This is a genomic window from Haliea sp. (genome assembly GCF_041395985.1).
Classification (GTDB): Bacteria; Pseudomonadota; Gammaproteobacteria; order Pseudomonadales; family Halieaceae; genus Haliea.
Genome location: NZ_JAWKZJ010000004.1, coordinates 251,100 through 272,757, shown reverse-complemented (window position 1 = coordinate 272,757; position 21,658 = coordinate 251,100). Strand labels below are relative to the sequence as shown.

The following is a 21,658-nucleotide window of genomic DNA, read 5'->3' as shown; positions in this document are numbered from 1 at the left end:
TCGACAAGTTGCCAGCTCACGCAGGCCCGAGACAGGAGTGTGGGCAACACCGTAGACAGGGAGGGAGTGGGGTGGCCGACGGGTCTTGAACCCGCTACCTCCGGAGTCACAATCCGGTGCTCTACCAGGTGAGCTACGGCCACCACTGCAAAAGGGCTGAAAACAATACAACCAACTCGACAACCGTGGCCAATAGTTGGTCGGGGTAGAGAGATTCGAACTCCCGACATCCTGCTCCCAAAGCAGGCGCGCTACCAGACTGCGCTATACCCCGATATTCTGCCTGGACCAAACTGCGGTCCGTTTTCAGGGGGCGAATGATACTCAGCCCCCGGCAGGGCGTCAATGTCAGTTTGGTCATAATATATCTCTTTCGCCCCGCACTGCTCTCCCATTCAGCGCGTGCGCATGGGACAATAGCCGCCCGCTCCCAACCTCAAACACAGGATACAGACCCATGTCAGCACTGGTTCTGGACGGCAAGGCTCTCGCGGCCAAAACCGAAGCCGAACTGCTCGCGCGCGTCGAGCAACTCAAAGCCCGCTCAGGCGGCAAAACGCCGATTCTCGCCACCATACTGGTCGGTGACGACCCGGCCTCAGCGACTTACGTGAAAATGAAGGGGAACGCCTGCCGTCGCGTAGGCATGGAATCCCTGGCGGTTGAACTTCCCTCAACCACCAGCACGGATGAACTGCTGGAGGAGATTGCCCGGCTGAATGCCAACCCCGATGTGCACGGCATCCTGTTGCAGCACCCGGTGCCCGCCCAGATCGACGAACGCGCCTGTTTCGACGCCATCGCGCTGGAAAAAGACGTCGACGGTGTCACCTGCCTGGGTTTTGGCCGCATGGCGATGGGCGAGGAGGCGTACGGCTGTGCCACGCCCCAGGGCATCATGAGGATGCTGGAGAGCTACGGCGTTGAGATCGAAGGCAAACACGCCGTGGTGGTGGGGCGCAGCCCTATTCTGGGCAAACCTATGGCGATGATGCTGTTACAGAAAAACGCGACCGTGACCATTTGCCACTCCCGAACACAGGGCTTGCCGGCGTTGGTCGCCCAGGCAGACATTCTGGTGGGTGCGGTGGGCAAACCCGAGTTCATCAAGGCGGCCTGGGTCAAGCCCGGCGCGGTAGTGGTAGATGCGGGCTATCACCCGGGTGGCGTCGGCGACATCGAACTGGCGCCCCTGCTGGAGACCGCCAGTGCCTATACGCCGGTTCCCGGCGGTGTCGGGCCGATGACCATCAACACACTGATCATGCAGACCGTTGAATCCGGCGAGAAGTCACTGGGCTGAATCCTTGCGGACCCTCAGGCCCTGCGCCAGAGGGTCCCCTCGCGGCCATCCTCCAGTTCAACGCCCGCGTCCAGCAGCTGCTGACGAATCGCATCGGCGCGTGCAAAGTCCCTGTCCTGTTTCGCTGCCTGGCGCTCGGCGATAAGCGCTTCAATCGCCTCCGGCGCAATGTCATCGGCCGCTGCGCCGCCCTGCAGCCACGCCTCTGGTTCCTGCTGCAGTATGCCCAGCAATTTTCCGGCCGCCAGCAGGCGCGCCTTCAAACGGGGCTTGTCGGCCTCGGCGGCCTTGTGCAACTGCTTGGCCAGGGCGTGCAGTTCAGCAATCGCCAGTGGCGTGTTCAGGTCATCTTCCAGGGCGCAATAGAACCCCTCGGCCGAGAGATCTATATCATCGCTCTCTGGCACGTCCTGCACTCCACGCAAAGCGGTGTAAAAACCGCCCAGGTTGGCCTCCGCCTGCGCCAGAAGATCGGTGGAGAAGTTCAGCGGTGAGCGGTAGTGTGCCGAGAGCAGCGCGAAACGCAGCACCTCCCCGCGATAATGAGCCAGCAGTTCGCGCACCGTGCGGAAATTGCCCAGCGACTTGGACATCTTTTCACCGTCGATATCCAGATACGCGTTATGCATCCAGTAGCGCACATAATCACCACCGTGAGCGCAGCGGCTTTGCGCGATCTCGTTTTCGTGGTGCGGAAAAATCAGGTCACGGCCGCCGCCGTGAATATCAATGGTCTCGCCAAGGTGTGCGCGTATCATGGCAGAACACTCGAGGTGCCACCCTGGCCGGCCGCGCCCCCAGGGGCTGTCCCAGCCGGGATCCTCCGCAGCTGCCGGTTTCCAGAGCACGAAGTCACCCGGATGGCGCTTGTAATCGGCGACCTCCACACGCGCTCCTGCCAGCATATCGTCCAGTGACCGCCCGGAAAGGCGGCCGTAGTCCGGCATGGATTCCACGGCAAACAGCACATGACCCTCGCTGACATAGGCATGCCCCTTGGCCAGCAGGGTTTCGGTGAGCGCAATCATGCCGTCGATGTGGTGGGTGGCATGTGGCTCGAGCGTCGGCGGCAAGGCGTTCAATGCCGCCATATCCTCGCGATACTTGTTGGTAAACTCCGCGGTGACGTCCTCGATGCTGCGCCCGCTGTCCCGCGCGGCGGCGATGATTTTGTCATCGACATCGGTGATGTTGCGTGCGTAGATCACCTCGCGGTACTGGGTCTGCAGCAGCCGGAACAGAACATCGAACACCACCACCGGGCGCGCGTTACCGATGTGCGCCAGGTTGTAGACCGTAGGGCCACACACGTACATGGTGACACGGTCGGGCTGCAGTGGCTCAAATACCTCCTTGCGCGCACTCAGGGTGTTGTACAGCACAATGCTCATGCATCCTCCCCTGCCGCAGCCCAGGTGTCCCTCAGCCCTATCGTGCGGTTGAACACCGGATTTTCCGCAGTGTGGTCGTAGCGGTCAGCAACGAAGTAACCCTCCCGCTCAAACTGAAAGCCCTGCTCGGGCCTCGCGGCGGCGAGTGCCGGTTCAATCCAGGCACCCTCGACAACCCGCAGTGACGCGGGATTCAGCCACTCCAGATAGGCGTTATCGCCACGATCCGGTGCCTCATGGGTGAACAGGCGGTCGTAAAGGCGCACCGTGGCTCGACGCCCCTCGCTGGCAGACACCCACTGGATCACGCCCTTGGGTTTGACGCCATCGGCCGGATCGTTACCGAGCGTTCCCGGAATGGTCCGCGCATGTACGGCGATGATCTCTCCCGCCTCATCCCTGACCACCTCTGTCGCTTCGATGACATAAGCATTGCGCAGGCGAACGCGCTTGCCCAGCACAAGCCGCTTGTATTTCTTGTTGGCTTCTTCCCGGAAATCATCCGCGTCGATATACAGCTCCCGGGTAAAGGGCACCTCGCGGCTACCCAGATCTTCACGGCTGGGGTGCAAAGCCGCAGTGAGGACCTCGCGATGCGTCTCCGGAAGATCGGTGAGAATCACCTTGAGCGGGTTCAGCACGCACATACCGCGCGGCGCGTTGGTGTTCAGGTCATCGCGAATCGCGTGCTCCAGCATCGCGACATCAACCACGCCGTCACTGCGGGTCACGCCGATCATGTCGCAAAACGTGCGGATAGAGGCCGGGGTGAAGCCGCGCCGGCGCATCCCTGCAATCGTTGGCATACGCGGATCATCCCAGCCGCTGACAATCCCCTCGTCCACCAGCGCCTTCAGTTTGCGCTTGCTGGTGACCGTGTAATTCAGGTTGAGGCGTCCGAATTCATATTGACGCGGCCGCGTCGGCACCGGCAGGTGTTCGATCAACCAGTCGTACAGGGGGCGATGATCTTCGAACTCGAGGGTGCAGATCGAGTGGGTGACGCCCTCGATGGCGTCTTCCTGCCCGTGGGCGAAGTCATAGGTTGGATAGATCACCCAGGCGTCACCGGTCTGGTGATGGGGCACCTTGCGAATGCGATAGAGAATCGGGTCGCGCATGTTCATATTGGGCGAAGCCATATCAATGCGGGCGCGCAGCACCCGGCTGCCCTCCTCGAATTCACCCGCACGCATGCGCTGCAGCAGGTCGAGATTTTCTTCCACTGAGCGACTGCGGAACGGACTGTTCCGGCCGGGCTCGGTCAGGGTTCCGCGATACTCACGAGCCTGCTCCGCATTCAGGTCACACACGTAGGCGTCACCATTACGCACCAGGTGCAGGGCCCAATCGAAAAACTGCTCGAAATACGCGGAGGCAAAGCGCACATCACCCGCCCACTGATAGCCCAGCCAGCGCACGTCTTCCTGGATGGCGTCGATGAACTCCTGGCTCTCCTTTTCCGGGTTGGTGTCATCGAACCGGAGATGGCAGTGCCCGCCGAAACGCTCCGCCAGGCCGAAATTCAGGCAGATCGATTTCGCGTGGCCGACATGCAGATAGCCGTTGGGCTCAGGCGGGAAACGGGTGACCACGGTCTGCACACGGCCAGCCGCGAGGTCGTCCGCGATGACCGTATGAAGGAAATTATTGCCAGGTTTGGTATCCATGCAGCCTTTTACTTCCCAAAAGCCGCGCATTATAGCCCCAGAGGCCCGGGGCGTGCAGCTATACTCTGGTGGCCGGGGCGGGTATTCGCAGCCACCTGTGGCAGCCCGCGCCGGCGCGGTCAGGATACGGGCGCAAAGTGTGTGCTAATGCCAAACGCACGCCGTGTGTTTTACAGGCAGGGAAAAGTCCGTATCATTGCGCTCTCTTTTTTCAATCGAGTTTTCCACTCCCTAACAAGGCGGCGTACCTGCAATGGTTATCATTAAAACGACCTTTGGCGATATCACTCTCACTCTCGACGCAGACAAGGCCCCCGTCACCGTGGCCAATTTTCTCAAACACGCGCGTGAAGGGTCTTATGACGGCACGATTTTTCACCGTGTTATCGACAACTTCATGATCCAGGGCGGCGGTTTTGACACAGAGATGCGCCAGAAGCCGGCGGGTGAACCGATTCAGAACGAAGCTGACAATGGCCTCAAAAACGACTTCGGCACCATTGCCATGGCCCGCACCATGGACCCGCACTCGGCCACCACGCAGTTCTTTATTAACGTCAAGGACAACGACTTCCTCAACCACAGCGGCAAGAATATGCAGGGCTGGGGCTATGCGGTGTTTGGCAAGGTCACCGACGGTGAAGAGGTACTGCACAAGATTCGTGTTCTGCCCACCACCAGCCGCAGCGGACACCAGGACGTACCCGTTGACCCCGTGATCATCGAAACGATCGAAATCGTTGAAGACTGACTCGCAGGCATGCAGCAGTGAGCGCGACCTACCTGATCTCGGACTTGCACCTTGAGTCTACCCGCCCGGCAACGGTGCGGGCACTGCGGCGCTTTCTGCTGGATCATCAGGACTGCGACGCACTGTACATCCTCGGCGACCTGTTCGAGGTGTGGATAGGCGATGACGACGACGCACCGCTCGCCGCAGAGGTCACGGAAATGCTGCGCCGCTTCTCCGCTGCCGGACCCAGGCTCTACCTGCTGCCCGGCAACCGGGATTTTCTGCTCGGCCGTGACTTCTGCAGCGCCGTTGGCGGTAAATTGCTGCGCGACCCCCGTGTGGTGAACCTCTACGGCACCCCCACACTGCTTATGCACGGCGACAGCCTGTGCACCCGGGACACCGAATACCAGGCCTTCCGCAAGACAACACGTTCAGCGGCCTGGCAGACCGAGCTGCTGGCACGCAGTCTGGAGGAGCGCCGGGCGCTCGCTCGGGAACTGCGCAGTCGCAGCCGCGAAGCCAACAGCAACAAGGCAGAGGACATCATGGATGTCACACCAAGCGAGGTTGAACGCGCCCTGCTCGACCACGAAGTGCAGTGCATGGTGCACGGCCACACCCACCGTCCGGCACGCCACGAACATGCGGCGGGGGTGCGCTGGGTATTGGGAGACTGGGACCAGTCCGGCTGGTACCTGGAGGCCTCACCTGACGGGTTGAGCCTGCATAGTTTCGATATAAAACAATAGGTTAATATAATTACTTAACCCTGATCCTAGCTACTCCCCGGCGGGTACACCGCTGTGGAAGCGGAACTCCGCATCACAACCGGTAATGAGGGCAGCCTCTACCGCCTTCAGCTGCTCAAGGCGCGCGGTGATTTCTGCTGCGGATGCCAGGTCACCCGCCAGCGCGAGATAATCCTGGAAATGGCGTGCCTCTGATTTCAATAGAGAATCGTAAAACTGCGCCAGCTCGGCATCCAGGTGCGGAATCAAGGCCGCGAATCGTTCACAGGAGCGGGCTTCAATCAGCGCACCGACCAGCAGCGTATCCACCAGCCGGCCGGGCTCATTGCCACGCACCTCCGCCCGCAGACCCGCGGCGTAGCGCGAGGCCGAAAGCTGCGGGTACGCCACCTTGCGCCGCTGCATAATGGCAAACACCTGCTCGAAGTGACGCAGTTCCTCCCGTGCCAGACGTGACAATTTTTGCAGCAGGCGCGGGTGCTCCACATAGCGATACATCAAATTGAGCGCGGTAGATGCCGCCTTCTTCTCGCAATTGGCATGATCAACCAGCAAGGTGTGCGGATGCTCCAGTGCCCACCCCACCCAGGCGTCTGGCGTCGCACAGGGCAGAAATGCACGCACCGGGCCCAACAGCGCCTCTGTCATGACGTTACGCCGCCGAACAGGTCAGGGGTTCGCATATAACGCTCATAATGTGCTTCCGAAAGAATATAGAATTCCCGATCGATGAGGTCGCGCAATTGCGGCAGCCCCAGACGGGCGTGGCTGGCATGCACCTCGAAACCGAAGTCCGCCGGCCGATCAATCTGGCCCGCCCCCGCCTTCAGCAGGCTGAACACCCAGCAATACTCGTCATGTTCGGGGTTGTAGCGCAGTTGCTGCACCTGCAGTTGCCAGGCGAGCAGTGGCTTGTCGATCACCATCAAGGCATTGCGCACACACTGCGAGAGAAAGCCGGATAGACGCCCGTCAATGGCCCGTTTCTGCTCGTCGGTGTAGCTGTTCCAGTGAATGACTTCATGACTGAAACGCTTGCAACCCCGACAAACGGCATCACCAATGCCCGTCGAGCAGACGCCGATGCAGGGTGTCTTGACCGCTGGTTTGCGCATAATCAGGAAAAAACAGAGGGACTGACAACAGGCGAAAAGTGTACGCCATCAGCCTGCTGAATGCACGGTATAAGCGTTTGATTTATTTATCTTAAACTGCCCCTGGGATATACTCCCGCGGCACATCAGCGCGCAGTCACGGCGGCCGCAAAGCCCCCTGCTGTGCCTCCCCGCCACCGTAACAAGGAGTTTTACCGTGCTAGACGCCTACCGCGAACACGTGGCCGAACGGGCCGCCCTCAACATTCCGCCCAAGCCCCTGAGTGCCGAGCAGGTCGCCGCACTGGTTGAGCTCCTGAAGAACCCGCCCGCTGGCGAAGAGGCCTTTCTTCTCGACCTGATCACCAACCGTGTTCCACCGGGCGTGGACGAAGCGGCCTACGTCAAGGCCGGGTTTCTCTCCGCCATTGTGCGGGGCCAGGCCAGCAGCCCGCTGATCGACCCTCAAACCGCGGTTGCCCTGCTGGGCAACATGCACGGTGGTTACAATATCGAGGCTCTGGTGGGCCTGCTGACCGACGAGAATCTGGGCGCATTGGCGGCGAAAGAGCTCAAGCACACGCTGCTGGTGTTTGACGCGTTCCACGATGTCGAGGAATTGGCGAAAGGCGGGAACGCAAACGCCAAAGCAGTGATGGCAGCCTGGGCCGAGGGCGAGTGGTTCACCAATCGTCCGGCAGTGCCTGAGTCCATCAAGGTATCGGTGTTCAAAGTCACCGGCGAAACCAACACGGATGACCTCTCCCCTGCCCCTGATGCCTGGTCACGTCCAGACATCCCCCTGCACGCGCTGGCCATGTACAAAATGACCCGCGACGGGCTCACCCCCGAAGAACACGGTGTCACCGGCCCGATGAAGCAGATCGCGGCCCTGCAGGACAAGGGTTTGCCGGTTGCCTTCGTGGGCGACGTTGTCGGCACCGGCTCCTCGCGCAAGTCCGCAACGAACTCGGTACTCTGGTTCTTCGGCGAGGACATGCCGGGTGTGCCCAACAAGCGCGGCGGCGGTATCTGCATCGGTGGCAAGGTTGCCCCCATTTTCTACAACACAATGGAAGACGCTGGCGCCCTGGTTTTTGAAGCTCCGGTGGACGACCTGCACATGGGCGACGTGATCGAGGTACGCCCCTACGAGGGCAAGATCCTCTCTGAAACCGGCGCAGTACTGTCCGAATTCAGCCTCAAGTCCGACGTATTGCTGGACGAAGTACGCGCCGGCGGCCGGATCAACCTGATCATTGGTCGGGGCCTCACCGCGCGGGCCCGGGAGTCACTGGGTCTGCCGCCCACAGATCTGTTCCGCCGCCCCGAGCAGCCTGCAGACAGCGATAAGGGCTTCACCCTGGCGCAGAAAATGGTCGGCAAGGCCTGTGGTATGCAGGGCATCCGCCCCGGCACGTACTGCGAGCCCCGCATGACGACCGTCGGCTCCCAGGACACCACGGGACCCATGACCCGCGATGAGCTGAAGGACCTTGCCTGCCTCGGCTTCTCCGCCGACCTGGTCATGCAGTCGTTCTGCCACACAGCAGCGTATCCGAAGCCTGTGGACATCGACACGCAGCACACCCTGCCGGATTTCATCATGACCCGCGGCGGTGTTTCCCTGCGCCCGGGTGACGGCATCATCCACAGCTGGCTGAACCGCATGCTGCTGCCTGACACTGTGGGCACCGGCGGCGACAGCCACACACGTTTCCCTATGGGGATTTCGTTCCCGGCCGGCTCAGGCCTCGTGGCGTTTGCAGCGGCAACCGGCGTCATGCCGCTGGACATGCCGGAATCCGTTCTGGTGCGCTTCAAGGGTGACATGCAACCGGGAATCACCCTGCGCGACCTGGTACACGCAATCCCCTACTATGCCATCCAGGAAGGCTTGCTGACCGTCGAGAAGAAAGGCAAGAAGAACATCTTCTCCGGGCGTATTCTCGAAATCGAAGGCCTCAAGGGCCTGACTGTTGAGCAGGCTTTCGAGCTTTCTGATGCCTCTGCTGAGCGCTCAGCTGCGGGTTGCACCATTGCCCTCGACGAGGACACGATTGCCGAGTACCTGCGCTCCAATGTGGTGCTGCTGCGCTCGATGATTGCGGAAGGTTACGGCGACAGCCGCACCCTGGAGCGTCGCGCCGCGAAGATGGAAGAGTGGCTGGCGAACCCGAGCCTGATGACGGCCGATGCGGACGCCGAGTATGCTGCCGTGATCGAGATCGATCTGGCCCAGCTGCGGGAGCCGATCGTGTGCGCGCCCAACGACCCGGACGATGCCCGCTTGCTGTCCGACGTAGCCGGCGACAAGGTCGACGAGGTCTTCATTGGCAGCTGCATGACCAACATCGGCCACTTCCGCGCGGCCGGTAAACTGCTCGATCAGCACAAGGGCGGTATCTCCACGCGCATGTGGATATCACCACCGACCCGCATGGACGAGCATCTGCTGATGGAGGAAGGCTACTACAACATCTTCGGCCGCGCGGGTGCCCGCACCGAGATGCCGGGTTGTTCACTGTGCATGGGCAACCAGGCACGTGTCGCACCCAACAGTACAGTGCTCTCGACGTCGACGCGCAACTTCCCCAACCGCCTCGGTGACGGTGCCAACGTGTACCTGACCTCCGCCGAGCTGGCCGCCGTCGGTGCCATCCTGGGCAAACTGCCGACCCCAGAGGAGTATCTGGAGTACGCCAGCCGTCTGGACGCGATGTCATCGGAGATCTACCGCTACATGAACTTCGACCAGATCGTCGAGTTCCAGAAGAGCGCCGAAGAAGGCAAGCGCATCTCAGCGGTACAGATCGATACCGTCTCGGCCTGAGCCTCGTCAATCGGTGCGGGGCCCGCTGTAGTGGGCCGCACACCGGGACACAAAAAAGCCGGCAGTTACGCCGGCTTTTTTATTGGCGGAAAACCCTCCGCGAGGATTGCACTCAGCTCAGAGTGCCGACTCCAGCTGGGGCAGTGCGTCGAACAGGTCCGCAACCAGCCCATAATCTGCAACCTGGAAGATCGGTGCATCTTCGTCCTTGTTGATCGCAACAATCACTTTGGAGTCCTTCATGCCCGCGAGGTGCTGAATCGCCCCCGAGATCCCGACAGCGATGTACAGGTCCGGCGCGACAATCTTGCCGGTCTGGCCGACTTGCATATCGTTGGGCACAAAGCCCGCGTCCACGGCGGCACGTGAGGCACCAATGGCAGCGCCCAGCTTGTCTGCAATGCCTTCCAGCAATTTGAAGTTGTCGCCGTTCTGCATGCCTCGGCCACCCGAAATGACAACCGGAGCGGCGGTCAGCTCAGGGCGGTCGGACACCGCGACTTCTTCGCCCACGAAACTGGACAGGCCAGCATCGTGCACGGCTGACACGGCCTCGACAGACGCCGAGCCCCCTTCCGCCGCTGCCGCGTCAAAGGCAGTGGTACGCACGGTGATCACCTTGCGCGCGTCGCTGCTTTGCACAGTGGCAATCACGTTACCCGCATAAATCGGGCGTTTGAAGGTGTCGGCGGACTCCACCGCGATCACATCGGACACCTGCGCAACGTCCAGCAGCGCGGCTACGCGGGGCATGATATTCTTGCCATTCGTGGTCGCCGGGGCGACGACGTTGTCATAGCCGGCAGCGACCTCAGCGATCAACAGGCTGACGTTTTCGGCCAGCTGGTGCTCATAAACGGCGTTGTCAGCTACCAGCACCTTGCCGATTCCGGCGATTTTTGCGGCTTCTTCGCCCACCGCTGCGCAGCCGGCACCGGCCACGAGAATATCGATGTCGGCACCCAATGCCTGCGCCGCTGTCACCGCATTCAGGGTGGCCGGCTTCAGGCCGCTGTTGTCGTGCTCTGCAATAACGAGTGTACTCATGAGATCACCTTCGCCTCGTTCTTCAATTTGTCGACCAGCTGGGCAACGTCCTCAACCTTGATACCCGCCTGACGCTCCGCCGGCGGCTCTACCCGCAGCTGGGTGATATGGTGGGTGATTTCGACCCCGAGATCCGCCGGGCTGAACACGTCCAGCTGCTTCTTCTTCGCCTTCATGATATTGGGCAGCGACGCATAGCGCGGCTCGTTCAGGCGCAGGTCCGTGGTGACGATCGCCGGCAGGGTCAGGCTGATGGTCTGCAGGCCGCCATCAACCTCACGCACTACATTAAGTTTATCGCCTTCAACCTTGATTTCTGAGGCAAAAGTGCCCTGAGGCATATTGGTTAACGCCCCCAGCATCTGCCCTGTCTGGTTGTTGTCACCGTCGATGGACTGCTTGCCCAGAATGACCAGTTGCGGCTGCTCTTTCTCTACCACGCCCTTGAGCAGCTTGGCGATCACCAGCGGCTCAATCCGCCCTTCGGTTTCCACGTGAATGCCACGGTCGGCGCCCAGAGCGAGCGCGGTGCGAATCTGCTCCTGGCAGGGCTTTTCACCCACAGAAACAGCGATCACCTCGGTCGCGACTCCGGCTTCTTTCAGTCTCACCGCTTCTTCAACGGCGATTTCACAGAACGGGTTGATAGCCATTTTGACGTTGTTCAGGTCAACGTCACTGCCATCGCCCTTCGCACGGACTTTGACGTTGTAGTCAACGACGCGCTTAACGGCAACAAGAACCTTCATAGGATTTCCAATGCTAGTTTCGGGTGGGTTTGCATGGGCTGGCGCGCGCCACGCGGGGCACCGGCCTGTACTCGGGCCGCTATGTTGCCGCCAAAGGCAGTAGAGGTCAAGAGCGTTTCAGTGCAGCATAGCGTACGGTGCTGGACAGAAGCAGAGCATCGCAGGCCACCACTGTTCTGGTTTTTAACCTTTAAAAATTATATACTTGCGCGGCTTTTTTGGCTGCCCTTCGATTCAAGCGACTGGGCGCACCCAGCCATTCGGACCCCCCGCGCGAACTAGAGGAGCCTACCGTGGAACGTGAATCAATGGAATTCGATGTAGTGATTGTTGGCGCGGGGCCTGCGGGTCTGTCCGCCGCCTGTCGCATCATGCAACTCGCACAGGCACAGGAACGGGAAGTCACCGTGTGTGTTGTCGAAAAGGGTTCCGAGGTCGGCGCGCACACACTGTCTGGCGCCGTGCTTGAGCCGCGCGCGCTCGCAGAACTGTTCCCTGACTGGGCCAACATGGGTGCGCCACTGAATACCGCCGTCACCCACGACAACTTCTTTTTCTATACCAGTGAGAAAAAGGCCATCAAGCTGCCCAACTTCCTGATCCCGAAGCCCACGCACAACGAGGGGAACTTCATTGTCTCCATGGGTAACGTGTGCCGCTGGCTGGCCGAGCAGGCCGAAAACCTGGGTGTCGAAGTCTACCCCGGGTTCGCCGCCGCCGAGGTACTCTACCACGAGGATGGCCGGGTCAAAGGCATCGCGACCGGCGACATGGGTATTGGCGCCGATGGCGAGAAGAAAGACAGCTACACCCCGGGCATGGAACTGCACGCACGCTACACCCTGTTTGCGGAAGGCTGCCGCGGCCACCTTGGCAAGCAACTCATCAGCCGTTTCGGGCTGGATGACGGCAAGGATCCCCAGCACTACGGCATCGGGATCAAGGAAATCTGGGAAATTCCGGCCGAGCAGCACGAAGAGGGACTGGTCGTGCACGGTCTGGGCTGGCCCCTGAAGGAAAGCGGCGCCAGCGGTGGCGCGTTCCTGTACCACGCAGAAAACAACCAGGTCTATCTGGGCCTGATCACTGACCTGAACTACAGCAACCCGCACCTGAGCCCGTTCGAGGAATTCCAGCGCTGGAAGCAGCACCCGGAAACCCTGAAGTACATTCAGGGGGGCACACGGATCAGCTACGGCGCCCGCGCGATCGCCAAGGGCGGCTACAACTCGCTGCCCAAAATGCACTTCCCGGGTGGTCTGCTGATTGGCTGTGACGCAGGCACACTGAATGCCGTCAAAATCAAAGGCAACCACACCGCCATGAAGAGCGGCCTGCTCGCTGCTGAGGCCGTGGTCGAAGCACTGCTCCAGGGCGAGTCTGCGCCCGCCGACCTGGAGGGTTATGCCGAGCGCGTACGCAACTCCTGGCTGCACGAAGAACTCTACACAACGCGGAACTTCAGCGGCTTTATGCACAAGTTCGGATTCATGCTGGGGTCGGCCATGGTGTGGGTTGATCAGACCCTGTTTGGCGGCAAGCTGCCTTTCACGCTGAACGACTCCGTGCCCGATTACGCCACCCTGAAACCGGCGAATGCGTGTAAAAAGCCCAACTACCCCAAACCGGACAACAAGATTACCTTTGACCGACTGACCTCCGTGTTCCTGTCGAATACAAACCACGAAGAGGACCAGCCCTGTCACCTCACCCTGATTGACCCCAGCATACCCCTGGCGAAAAACCTGCCCCTGTACGATGAACCGGCACAGCGCTATTGCCCGGCAGGTGTGTACGAGGTGGTGGAGGATGCGCAGGGACAGCGTTTCCAGATCAATGCACAGAACTGCGTGCACTGTAAAACCTGTGACATCAAAGACCCTTCACAGAACATTGTCTGGGTCACGCCGGAAGGGTTCGGGGGCCCCACCTACCCCAACATGTAACCCCGCAGTCAACGCCCCCGCTACGGTAGCTCGCGGCTACTGTAGCGGGAACCAGACCCCGGCGCTGTGAACCTGCAGCCGCCCGTCCCGTTCTTCGCCACTCTCCACCAGACGGTACCAGGCCGCACGTGTCAGCACCGCACTCAGACCGTGCGGCAGATGAATGGCGGCAACATCGCCAAGAGCAGGTTCCAGAAACAGGGCGTGGTCAGCGTTTATGGCCACTTCAGTGCCCGTGTTCAACCGGGCGTACAAGGTGTCGTCGCGACGGTTGATCTCCGTCACCACCAGGGGATGCAACTCAACCTGGATGCGCCACTTTTCAACGGGCGTCACGAGGTAGTAGTCGCCGTCATCCTCGCGCCGCAAAATACTGGCAAACAGCGCGACCAGTGGCTCACGCCGGATGCGACCGCCCTCGTGATACCAGCTACCATCTGCAGCAATGCGAATGTCGATATCACCCGACAACGGCGGATGCCAGCGCTCCAGTGGCGGGGGTGATTTCGGTGCAATGGCGGGCACACTACCCACCAGTGCCTCAAGCCTGTCCGTCATGACTGCACACCGTGGCAGGGCGGAATCACCCTGACATTGATCACGCCCTCCAGAGCACGCATCGAGGCCAGGCTGGACTCAGCCGGACAGATATCCATGTCGATAAGGTTGTAGGCGATGTTGTCGCGACTTTTATTGAGCATATCGACAACGTTGATATTCAGCTCCGCCAGAATCGACAACACGCTGCCAAGAATCTTGGGCACGTTGGTGTTGGTTACGGCCAGACGGCAACCCCCTGCCCGCTCCAACTGCAGCGTGGGAAAGTTGACCGCGTTGCGAATGTTGCCGTTCTCGAGAAAATCACGCAATTGGTCGGCGGCCATGATCGCGCAGTTGTCCTCTGCTTCATCCGTGCTGGCACCGATGTGCGGCATCAGCACCGCATTCTTGCGGCCGATCAGTGCGGGGCTGGGGAAGTCTGCGATGTATTTGCGCAGACGCCCCTGATCAAGTGCAGCCAGCAGCGCGCTCTCATCAACGATCTCCTGCCGGGCAAAATTGAGCAGGCAGGCATGCGCGGGCATAGCGGCGAACAGTTCGGCGTTCACCAGTCCGCGGGTAGACTCCAGTGCAGGAAGGTGCAGGGTCACGTAGTCGCTGCGGGAGAACAGCGCCGTCAGCGAGTCTGCCTTGCGCACCTGGCTGGACAAACGCCAGGCCGCCTCCACCGACAGCGCCGGATCGTAACCGATGACGTCCATGCCAAGGGTCAGGGCCATATCGGCAACCAGTGAACCTATCGCGCCCAGACCAACGACGCCCAGCGTTTTTCCGCGCAGTTCGTTGCCCTTGAAGTGTTTCTTGTTGGCTTCAAGCGTCTTGTTGAGCTCTGCCGCGTCCGTGATGTCGGCAAGCCCTGAGACGTATTCCAGCCCTTCCACCACCCCGCGGGACCCCAGCAACAGCCCCGCGGCCACCAACTCCTTGACCGCATTGGCGTTGGCGCCTGGAGAGTTGAACACGGGGATGCCCCGCTGGGTACAGTCCGCAACGGGGATGTTGTTCACCCCCGCCCCGGCCCGGGCAATCGCCAACACGCTATCGGCAATATCGGCCGCTTGTAACCTGTGGCTGCGCAGGAGAATGGCATCCGGGTGCGCAAACTCACTGGCAATCTCGTAGGCGTCTCTAGGCAGGCGCTCAAGGCCCTTCAGGGAGATCTGGTTAAGGGTAAGAATACGTCGGGCCATGATCCAGCGGGTGTCCTTGTCAGTGGGTCAAAGTGCTTTAGAGCACGGTGATGTCGGCGTCTGCGCGCAAGCCCTGCTCGTGCTCGACCTGCAACAGTGCACCGAATTCACTGCCAATGCGCTGCCGCAAGCCGCTTTCCTGCTCGGGCGCCAGACTGGCCAGGGAGCCCGCCTGCACACGGACAAGCTGCAGCACACGCGCATCGCCCGAGGCATCAATCACATAGTCGGCTATGGGGCTATCATCAGCCGTGGGGGCGGGCAAACTGAACGCACGCTGCAACACCGCAGGGGGCACGGCGCGGCTGTCTCGCAGGGCACCGAGCTCCACCTGCCATTCCACATTCTCACGGGTCGCAAGCGCTTCTATGCTCTGTTCCCCGGACTGCAGCTGCGCAACAGCCTGAGCCGCGGCACTCTCCAGTGCTGCACGCGCACGCTCGCGCGTGAGACTGCGCACGATCTCATCCCGCACATCGTCCAGTGGCTGCAAGGCGGGCTTGTTGTGTTCCTGTACATGCACGGCAACGAACCGGTCGCCACCCAGTTCCAGCACCTCACTGTTGTGGCCCAATTCCAGCACGTCTTCAGAGAACGCCGCCCGCAGCACCGCAGGGTCGGCCAGCGGGCCATCGCGCTGCTCACGCGTGACAGGCTCCGAGCGCTGCACTTGCAGCCCCAGCTCCTGCGCCGGTGCCCGCAGGCTGTCAGCCGTGAAGGCGATATCGCGCAGTTCCTCGACCGCCAGCAGCAGTGCCACACGCGCTTCGCGCTCCTGAAGGCTCGCCTCAAGCTCCGCGCGCAGCTCTTCAAAGCTCGGCGGATCGGAATCCCGACGTTCAGTGACCATCAGAATATGCGTGCCGGCATCCGTCTCTACTGGATCCGAGATCGCATTCACCTCCAGCGCTGCGACCGCTTCTTCCATCTCAGGGGGGAAGGCATCACCCGCCGAGAACCCGAGGTCCCCGCCATTACCCGCGGAGCCCACATCGTCTGAGCGTTCCGCCGCGACCTCGGCAAACGCCTTGCCCGCGGCGAGCTCACCCCGAACCACCTCGATGCGCGCAGCGAAATCAGCATCGGACTCGCCGCCCCCGCGCTGCAGGAGGATGTGCGAAACACGATTCTCCGTCTGGTACTGGTAGCTGTCGAGGCGAATGCGATACTCCTCCTGGAGTGCCGCGTCATCAACCGGTTGGCGAAAATCGTCCAGAGTCAACTCGACATAATCGAGCACCACGGACTCCGGTGTCATGAAACGCGACTCGTTGTCGCGATAGAACGCCTCGAGGTCCGCCTCGCTGACCTCCACCGCTTCAAGATACGGCGCCAGCGGCAGGGTCAGATAGCGGATGTCCCTCTGCTCTGCAAGCACCTTCGCGGCAAGGGCGAGTTCGGCGGGAGTCGCAAAATCGCTACCTGCCAGTCCGGCACGCACCTGCCCGAGAATCAGGTCATCCCTAAGCGCACTCTTGAACGATGCTGGTGTGAATCCGGCAGACGCCAGCAGGCTCTTGTACATTTCGGGAGAGAATTCACCATCCAGTTGGAACTGTTCCATACCGGCAATCACCGCACCCAGCTCAGCCTCGGAGACCGTCAGGCCCATTTCGCGCGCTGATTGCATGAGCAGTTTGCGTGACACAATGCCCTCCAGCGCCTGGGCGCTGAGCCGCTGCTCATCCAGCATTGCCGGGTCGAGATTCTCACCCATCATGGCAATCAACTGGCGCCGCTGTGTGTCCACAGCCTGCTGCAATTCGACAGGGCTCACAGCCTCACCGTTTACCTCGGCAACGGTACTACCGCCACCGCCCAAGAGAATGGACTCAATGCCAAACAGCGCAAAGGAGATAACGATCAACCCGACAACGACCTTGGCGGCAGTTCCCTGGGTAGTCTTGCGGATATCCTGAAGCATGGTGTTTTCCGTTCCTTAGCAACAAAAAAGCGCACTCGTGAGTGCGCCTTTCCCTGAACCGCTACCGGTGCACAGGCAGGTCAGGCGCGTCGTGAGCGAACGCCGAACCCGCCAGTTACTGCAACTCAGCCGTTGACGGCATCCTTGAGTGCCTTGCCGGGTTTGAAGCCGGGCACGTTGGACGCTTTGATCTGAATGGTCTGGCCGGTTTGCGGATTGCGACCTTCACGAGCTGCGCGCGCTTTCACAGCAAACGTGCCGAAGCCCACCAGGGTTACCTGGTCGCCTTTTTTCAGGGCTTGCGTAATGCTGTCTACAACAGCGTCGAGCGCGCGTCCGGCGGAAGCCTTGGGCAGATCAGCAGCGGCAGCAATGGCGTCAATGAGTTCAGTCTTGTTCACAGGTATCCCCTTGGAATGTTATCTGGCTGTAAGTGTGGTGTTCTGGCCGCAATACAGAGCGGGCGATTCATGGTGCGGCAGGCGAGCAACGGTACGTGATGACGGCTGCTACTGCGGGCTCCCCCGATGCCAAAAGCGAAGAGAAGCGCACTGAATTCAGGGTGCTGACTGTATACCAGAGCCGAGTTGGCGGTCAACCGGCACCCGGCTTTCAATGCGTATTTATCCGGTTTTTACCCGCCTGCTCATCGTCCTGCCCGGTCCCGGGTGCAGGGGCGAGGTACTCCTCGTCGGTGAGTGGCTCCGGTACTCTCTCCAACGCAATCGCCAACACCTCATCGATCCACTTCACCGGACGGATCTGCAGGTCCTGCTTAATGTTCTCCGGCACCTCCTTGAGATCGCGCTCGTTCTCTTTCGGGATCACCACCGTCTTGATACCACCGCGGCGGGCTGCCAGCAGCTTTTCCTTGAGGCCCCCAATGGGCAGCACCTCACCACGCAGGGTGATCTCGCCGGTCATGGCCACATCGGCGCGCACCGCAATACCGGTGCTAATGGACACCAGGGCGGTACACATCGCCACCCCGGCACTGGGGCCATCCTTCGGCGTCGCGCCCTCCGGCACATGGATATGCACATCGTGCTTGTCGTGCCAGGACGCGGGAATCCCCAGCAGCTGCGAACGGCTGCGCACAACGGTCGTTGCGGCCTGAATGGACTCCTGCATCACGTCGCCCAACGAGCCTGTTTTCACATAGCGTCCCTTGCCGGCAACCGATGCCGCCTCAATCGTCAGCAGTTCGCCACCGACCGAGGTCCAGGCCAGGCCGGTCACCTGCCCCACCTTGTTCTGCTCTTCCGCAATACCGAAGTTGAACTTGCGCACGCCCAGCAGGTCCGGGAGCATATCTGGAGTGACCTCAGCTGCCACCGTGTCTTCTTCCAGCGCGATCCGCTTGACCATCTTGCGGCAGATCTTCGCTACTTCGCGCTCCAGCGCCCGAACACCGGCTTCGCGGGTGTAGTAGCGGATAATGTCTATCACCGTACCTTCCGCGATCGAGATCTCGTCTTTGCCCAGGCCATTCTGCCGAATCTGCTTGGGGATAAGGTATTTGGCGGCAATGCTGACTTTCTCATCCTCGGTGTAACCAGGGATGCGGATGACCTCCATGCGATCGAGCAGCGGCCCGGGAATATTCATGGTATTGGAGGTACACACGAACATCACGTCCGAAAGGTCGTAATCGACTTCCAGGTAATGGTCATTGAAGGCGTGGTTCTGCTCGGGGTCCAGCACTTCCAGCATCGCGGAAGCAGGATCACCGCGGTGGTCCATGCCCATCTTGTCGATTTCGTCGAGCAGGAACAACGGGTTGCGCACGCCCGCCTTGGCCATTTTCTGCAGCAGCTTGCCCGGCATTGAGCCGATGTAGGTCCTGCGGTGTCCGCGAATCTCCGCCTCATCGCGCACGCCGCCCAGCGCCATGCGCACGAATTTGCGGTTGGTGGCACGGGCCAGCGACTCCCCAAGAGAGGTCTTGCCCACGCCGGGCGGACCCACCAGGCACAGCACCGGGCCCTTGACCTTGCGCACACGCTTTTGCACCGCGAGGTATTCGAGAATACGCTCCTTCACCTCTTCCAGGCCAAAGTGATCCTCGTTGAGGATCGTCGAGGCGCGCTTGAGGTCATGCTTTACCTTGCTGCGGCGCGACCAGGGCACACTCACCATCCAGTCGATGTAGCTGCGCACCACTGAGGCCTCGGCAGACATGGGCGACATCATCTTGAGCTTGTTCAGTTCGGCGAGAGCCTTGGTCCGCGCTTCATCGGGCATGCGCGCGTCGTCAATGCGCGCCTGCAAGTCATCCAGCTCACTGGGCGCCTCGTCGAGATCGCCCAGTTCCTTCTGGATCGCCTTCATCTGCTCGTTGAGATAGTACTCGCGCTGGCTCTTTTCCATCTGCTTCTTGACGCGACCACGTATGCGTTTCTCCACCTGGAACAGGTCGATCTCCGCCTCCATCAAGCCCATCAGGTGCTCGAGCCGGGCCCGGATGTCTGCGATTTCAAGGATCGCCTGCTTTTCCTGCAGATCCACGCTCATGTGGGCCGCTATGGTGTCCGCCAGACGCCCGGGCTCATCAATGCCAGAGAGCGACGTGAGAACCTCCGCCGGCACCTTCTTGCTGAGATTCACGTACTTTTCAAACTGCGTGACGGTGGAGCGCAAGAGGCCCTCGGCCTCATCATCCGGCACGTCATCACTTTCGATTTCGCGCACGCCGGCTACAGTGAAGCGCCCTTCATCATCCACGTTATCGATGGCCGCTCGATAGCTGCCCTCTACCAGCACCTTGATGGTGCCATCTGGCAGTTTCAGCAGCTGCAGGATGTTGGACACAGTGCCCACCTGGTAAATGTCATCCACGCCCGGGTTGTCATCCGCCGCGTTGCGCTGAGCCACCAGCAGCACCTGCTTGCTGCCGGCCATGGCATCCTCAAGCGCTTCGACCGACTTTTCCCGGCCGACAAACAGCGGCAGCACCATGTGCGGATAGACCACAACATCGCGCAGGGGCAGCAGGGGAAGATCAATTACCGATGAGGAACCCATAAAAATCTCCGGGTTGTGAAAGGTCACAGATGACCAGTAGATGGGGGCGACATGACAGGAACACAAGCCCCCACCGCACAGCGCCTGGGCCGGACCGGAGCCTGGCCGAAACGGGGCCTTGCGGCCCCGGCGCTATTCGTCCTTGGACGCCGCCCGCGCTGCAGGCTCGTGATTCTGGTACACCAGCAGCGGCTCGGAGTCACCGCGAATCACCGATTCGTCGATCACCACCTTGCTGACATCGTTCCGTGACGGAATGTTGTACATGGAGTCAAGCAGGACGCCTTCAAGAATGGAGCGCAGGCCGCGCGCGCCCGTCTTGCGCTCCATCGCCCGCTCCGCCACGGCGCGCAAACCATCCTCGCGGAAATCCACCTCAACACCTTCCATCTCAAACAGCTTGCTGTACTGTTTGGTGAGCGAATTGCGAGGCTCCGTAAGGATTTGTACCAGCGCCGGCACGTCGAGCTCTTCCAGCGTAGCAATCACCGGCAGGCGCCCCACGAACTCCGGAATCAGGCCGTACTGCACCAGATCCTCGGGCTCGAGGTCGAACAGCAACTCGCCGACATTGCGGCGTTCGTCCTTGCTTTTCACCTCGGCATTGAACCCAATGCCGCCTTTCTCGGAGCGATTACGAATCACCTTGTCCAGACCGGCAAAGGCTCCACCGCAGATGAACAGGATGTTGGACGTGTCGACCTGCAGGAATTCCTGCTGGGGATGCTTGCGGCCACCCTGCGGTGGCACAGAGGCTACGGTGCCTTCGATCAGTTTCAGCAGCGCCTGCTGCACCCCCTCTCCGGAGACATCACGGGTGATGGAGGGGTTGTCGGACTTGCGCGAAATCTTGTCGATCTCATCGATATACACGATACCGACCTGCGCTTTCTCCACATCGTAATCGCACTTCTGCAACAGCTTCTGGATGATGTTTTCGACGTCCTCACCCACATAACCCGCCTCAGTCAGCGTCGTGGCATCAGCAATGGTAAAGGGGACATCCAGCAACCGGGCAAGGGTTTCTGCCAACAGGGTTTTACCGCTGCCGGTAGGGCCGACAAGCAGGATATTGCTCTTGCCCAGTTCCACGTCCTCGCCGCGACCGGTGGCCTGGCTGTGGCGCAAGCGCTTGTAGTGGTTGTACACCGCCACCGAGAGCACTTTCTTGGCCCGCTGCTGGCCGATCACGTACTCATCGAGAATCGTCTTGATTTCGTGAGGCGTTGGCAGGCTGTCGCGTTTTGCCTCGCTGTTACCTTCCTGCACCTCTTCGCGGATGATGTCGTTACACAGATCCACGCATTCGTCGCAAATGAACACCGAGGGACCAGCGATCAGTTTACGCACTTCGTGCTGGCTCTTGCCGCAAAATGAGCAGTACAGCAGCTTGCCGCCGTCGTCGCCTGATTTTGTGGTGTCTTTAGTCATGCTGCGCCCT

Annotated in this window: 17 protein-coding genes and 2 tRNA genes; 5 read left to right on the top strand and 14 right to left on the bottom strand. The window is 60.8% G+C overall.

Translation table 11 applies throughout. The features are described from left to right. Positions 1 to 67: 67 nt before the first annotated feature. Together R3E49_RS09865 and R3E49_RS09860 are read right to left on the bottom strand one after the other, a co-directional pair. A tRNA-His gene (locus R3E49_RS09865) sits at positions 68 to 143 on the bottom strand. Between the two features lie 54 nt (positions 144 to 197). Then, positions 198 to 274: transfer RNA gene (locus R3E49_RS09860), tRNA-Pro, on the bottom strand. Positions 275 to 457: 183 nt separating this feature from the next. On the opposite strand from R3E49_RS09860, the gene folD reads away from it, so the two are divergent. After that, positions 458 to 1,303, top strand: a complete 846-nt coding sequence (gene folD, locus R3E49_RS09855; protein ID WP_371294883.1) for a bifunctional methylenetetrahydrofolate dehydrogenase/methenyltetrahydrofolate cyclohydrolase FolD — start codon at positions 458 to 460, stop codon at positions 1,301 to 1,303. A gap of 14 nt (positions 1,304 to 1,317) precedes the next feature. On the opposite strand, the gene cysS is transcribed toward folD, so the two are convergent. Both cysS and R3E49_RS09845 read right to left on the bottom strand, forming a co-directional pair. Beyond that, complete coding sequence (cysS, locus tag R3E49_RS09850; RefSeq protein WP_371294882.1) at positions 1,318 to 2,694, bottom strand: cysteine--tRNA ligase; 1,377 nt, start codon at positions 2,692 to 2,694, stop codon at positions 1,318 to 1,320. Further along, positions 2,691 to 4,364, bottom strand: coding sequence for a glutamine--tRNA ligase/YqeY domain fusion protein (locus R3E49_RS09845; RefSeq protein ID WP_371294881.1), 1,674 nt, complete (start codon positions 4,362 to 4,364; stop codon positions 2,691 to 2,693). Before R3E49_RS09845 ends, cysS begins: the two co-directional genes overlap by 4 nt. 253 nt (positions 4,365 to 4,617) lie before the next feature. Between R3E49_RS09845 and R3E49_RS09840 the strand changes: the two genes are divergently transcribed. Both R3E49_RS09840 and R3E49_RS09835 read left to right on the top strand, forming a co-directional pair. Beyond that, positions 4,618 to 5,115: a peptidylprolyl isomerase gene (locus R3E49_RS09840; protein ID WP_371294880.1), complete on the top strand. Its 498-nt coding sequence runs from the start codon at positions 4,618 to 4,620 to the stop codon at positions 5,113 to 5,115. Between the two features lie 17 nt (positions 5,116 to 5,132). Beyond that, on the top strand, positions 5,133 to 5,849 hold the full coding sequence (locus R3E49_RS09835; RefSeq protein ID WP_371294879.1) for a UDP-2,3-diacylglucosamine diphosphatase: 717 nt from the start codon (positions 5,133 to 5,135) through the stop codon (positions 5,847 to 5,849). Positions 5,850 to 5,879: 30 nt separating this feature from the next. Here R3E49_RS09835 and R3E49_RS09830 read toward each other — a convergent pair whose 3' ends face one another. Next, positions 5,880 to 6,497, bottom strand: a complete 618-nt coding sequence (locus tag R3E49_RS09830) for a tRNA-(ms[2]io[6]A)-hydroxylase (protein WP_371294878.1) — start codon at positions 6,495 to 6,497, stop codon at positions 5,880 to 5,882. Next, entirely contained in the window at positions 6,494 to 6,964 is a 471-nt protein-coding gene (locus R3E49_RS09825; protein WP_371294877.1) for a DUF1289 domain-containing protein, read from the bottom strand. Before R3E49_RS09825 ends, R3E49_RS09830 begins: the two co-directional genes overlap by 4 nt. A gap of 196 nt (positions 6,965 to 7,160) precedes the next feature. On the opposite strand from R3E49_RS09825, the gene acnB reads away from it, so the two are divergent. Then, positions 7,161 to 9,776: a bifunctional aconitate hydratase 2/2-methylisocitrate dehydratase gene (gene acnB, locus R3E49_RS09820; protein ID WP_371294876.1), complete on the top strand. Its 2,616-nt coding sequence runs from the start codon at positions 7,161 to 7,163 to the stop codon at positions 9,774 to 9,776. A 117-nt stretch (positions 9,777 to 9,893) separates the two neighbouring features. On the opposite strand, the gene R3E49_RS09815 is transcribed toward acnB, so the two are convergent. After that, positions 9,894 to 10,823 (bottom strand): electron transfer flavoprotein subunit alpha/FixB family protein, encoded by a 930-nt coding sequence (locus tag R3E49_RS09815; protein ID WP_290746704.1) that lies wholly within the window; start codon positions 10,821 to 10,823, stop codon positions 9,894 to 9,896. Then, on the bottom strand, positions 10,820 to 11,572 hold the full coding sequence (locus R3E49_RS09810; RefSeq protein ID WP_371294875.1) for an electron transfer flavoprotein subunit beta/FixA family protein: 753 nt from the start codon (positions 11,570 to 11,572) through the stop codon (positions 10,820 to 10,822). Before R3E49_RS09810 ends, R3E49_RS09815 begins: the two co-directional genes overlap by 4 nt. Before the next feature lie 293 nt (positions 11,573 to 11,865). Between R3E49_RS09810 and R3E49_RS09805 the strand changes: the two genes are divergently transcribed. After that, entirely contained in the window at positions 11,866 to 13,518 is a 1,653-nt protein-coding gene (locus R3E49_RS09805; RefSeq protein WP_371294874.1) for an electron transfer flavoprotein-ubiquinone oxidoreductase, read from the top strand. 36 nt (positions 13,519 to 13,554) lie between these two features. Here the strand turns inward: R3E49_RS09805 and R3E49_RS09800 are convergent, their stop codons facing one another. From R3E49_RS09800 to clpX, 6 genes are all read right to left on the bottom strand, one after another. Further along, complete coding sequence (locus R3E49_RS09800; RefSeq protein ID WP_371294873.1) at positions 13,555 to 14,076, bottom strand: DUF1285 domain-containing protein; 522 nt, start codon at positions 14,074 to 14,076, stop codon at positions 13,555 to 13,557. Further along, positions 14,073 to 15,269, bottom strand: a complete 1,197-nt coding sequence (locus tag R3E49_RS09795) for a phosphoglycerate dehydrogenase (protein WP_371294872.1) — start codon at positions 15,267 to 15,269, stop codon at positions 14,073 to 14,075. The genes R3E49_RS09800 and R3E49_RS09795 overlap by 4 nt, the downstream gene beginning before the upstream one ends. A 37-nt stretch (positions 15,270 to 15,306) precedes the next feature. After that, on the bottom strand, positions 15,307 to 17,193 hold the full coding sequence (locus R3E49_RS09790; protein ID WP_371294871.1) for a SurA N-terminal domain-containing protein: 1,887 nt from the start codon (positions 17,191 to 17,193) through the stop codon (positions 15,307 to 15,309). Positions 17,194 to 17,318: 125 nt separating this feature from the next. After that, positions 17,319 to 17,594: an HU family DNA-binding protein gene (locus tag R3E49_RS09785; protein ID WP_027951020.1), complete on the bottom strand. Its 276-nt coding sequence runs from the start codon at positions 17,592 to 17,594 to the stop codon at positions 17,319 to 17,321. A gap of 211 nt (positions 17,595 to 17,805) precedes the next feature. Then, positions 17,806 to 20,217, bottom strand: a complete 2,412-nt coding sequence (gene lon, locus R3E49_RS09780; protein WP_371294870.1) for an endopeptidase La — start codon at positions 20,215 to 20,217, stop codon at positions 17,806 to 17,808. A gap of 132 nt (positions 20,218 to 20,349) precedes the next feature. Next, positions 20,350 to 21,648 (bottom strand): ATP-dependent Clp protease ATP-binding subunit ClpX, encoded by a 1,299-nt coding sequence (clpX, locus tag R3E49_RS09775; RefSeq protein WP_371294869.1) that lies wholly within the window; start codon positions 21,646 to 21,648, stop codon positions 20,350 to 20,352. Positions 21,649 to 21,658 lie beyond the last annotated feature (10 nt).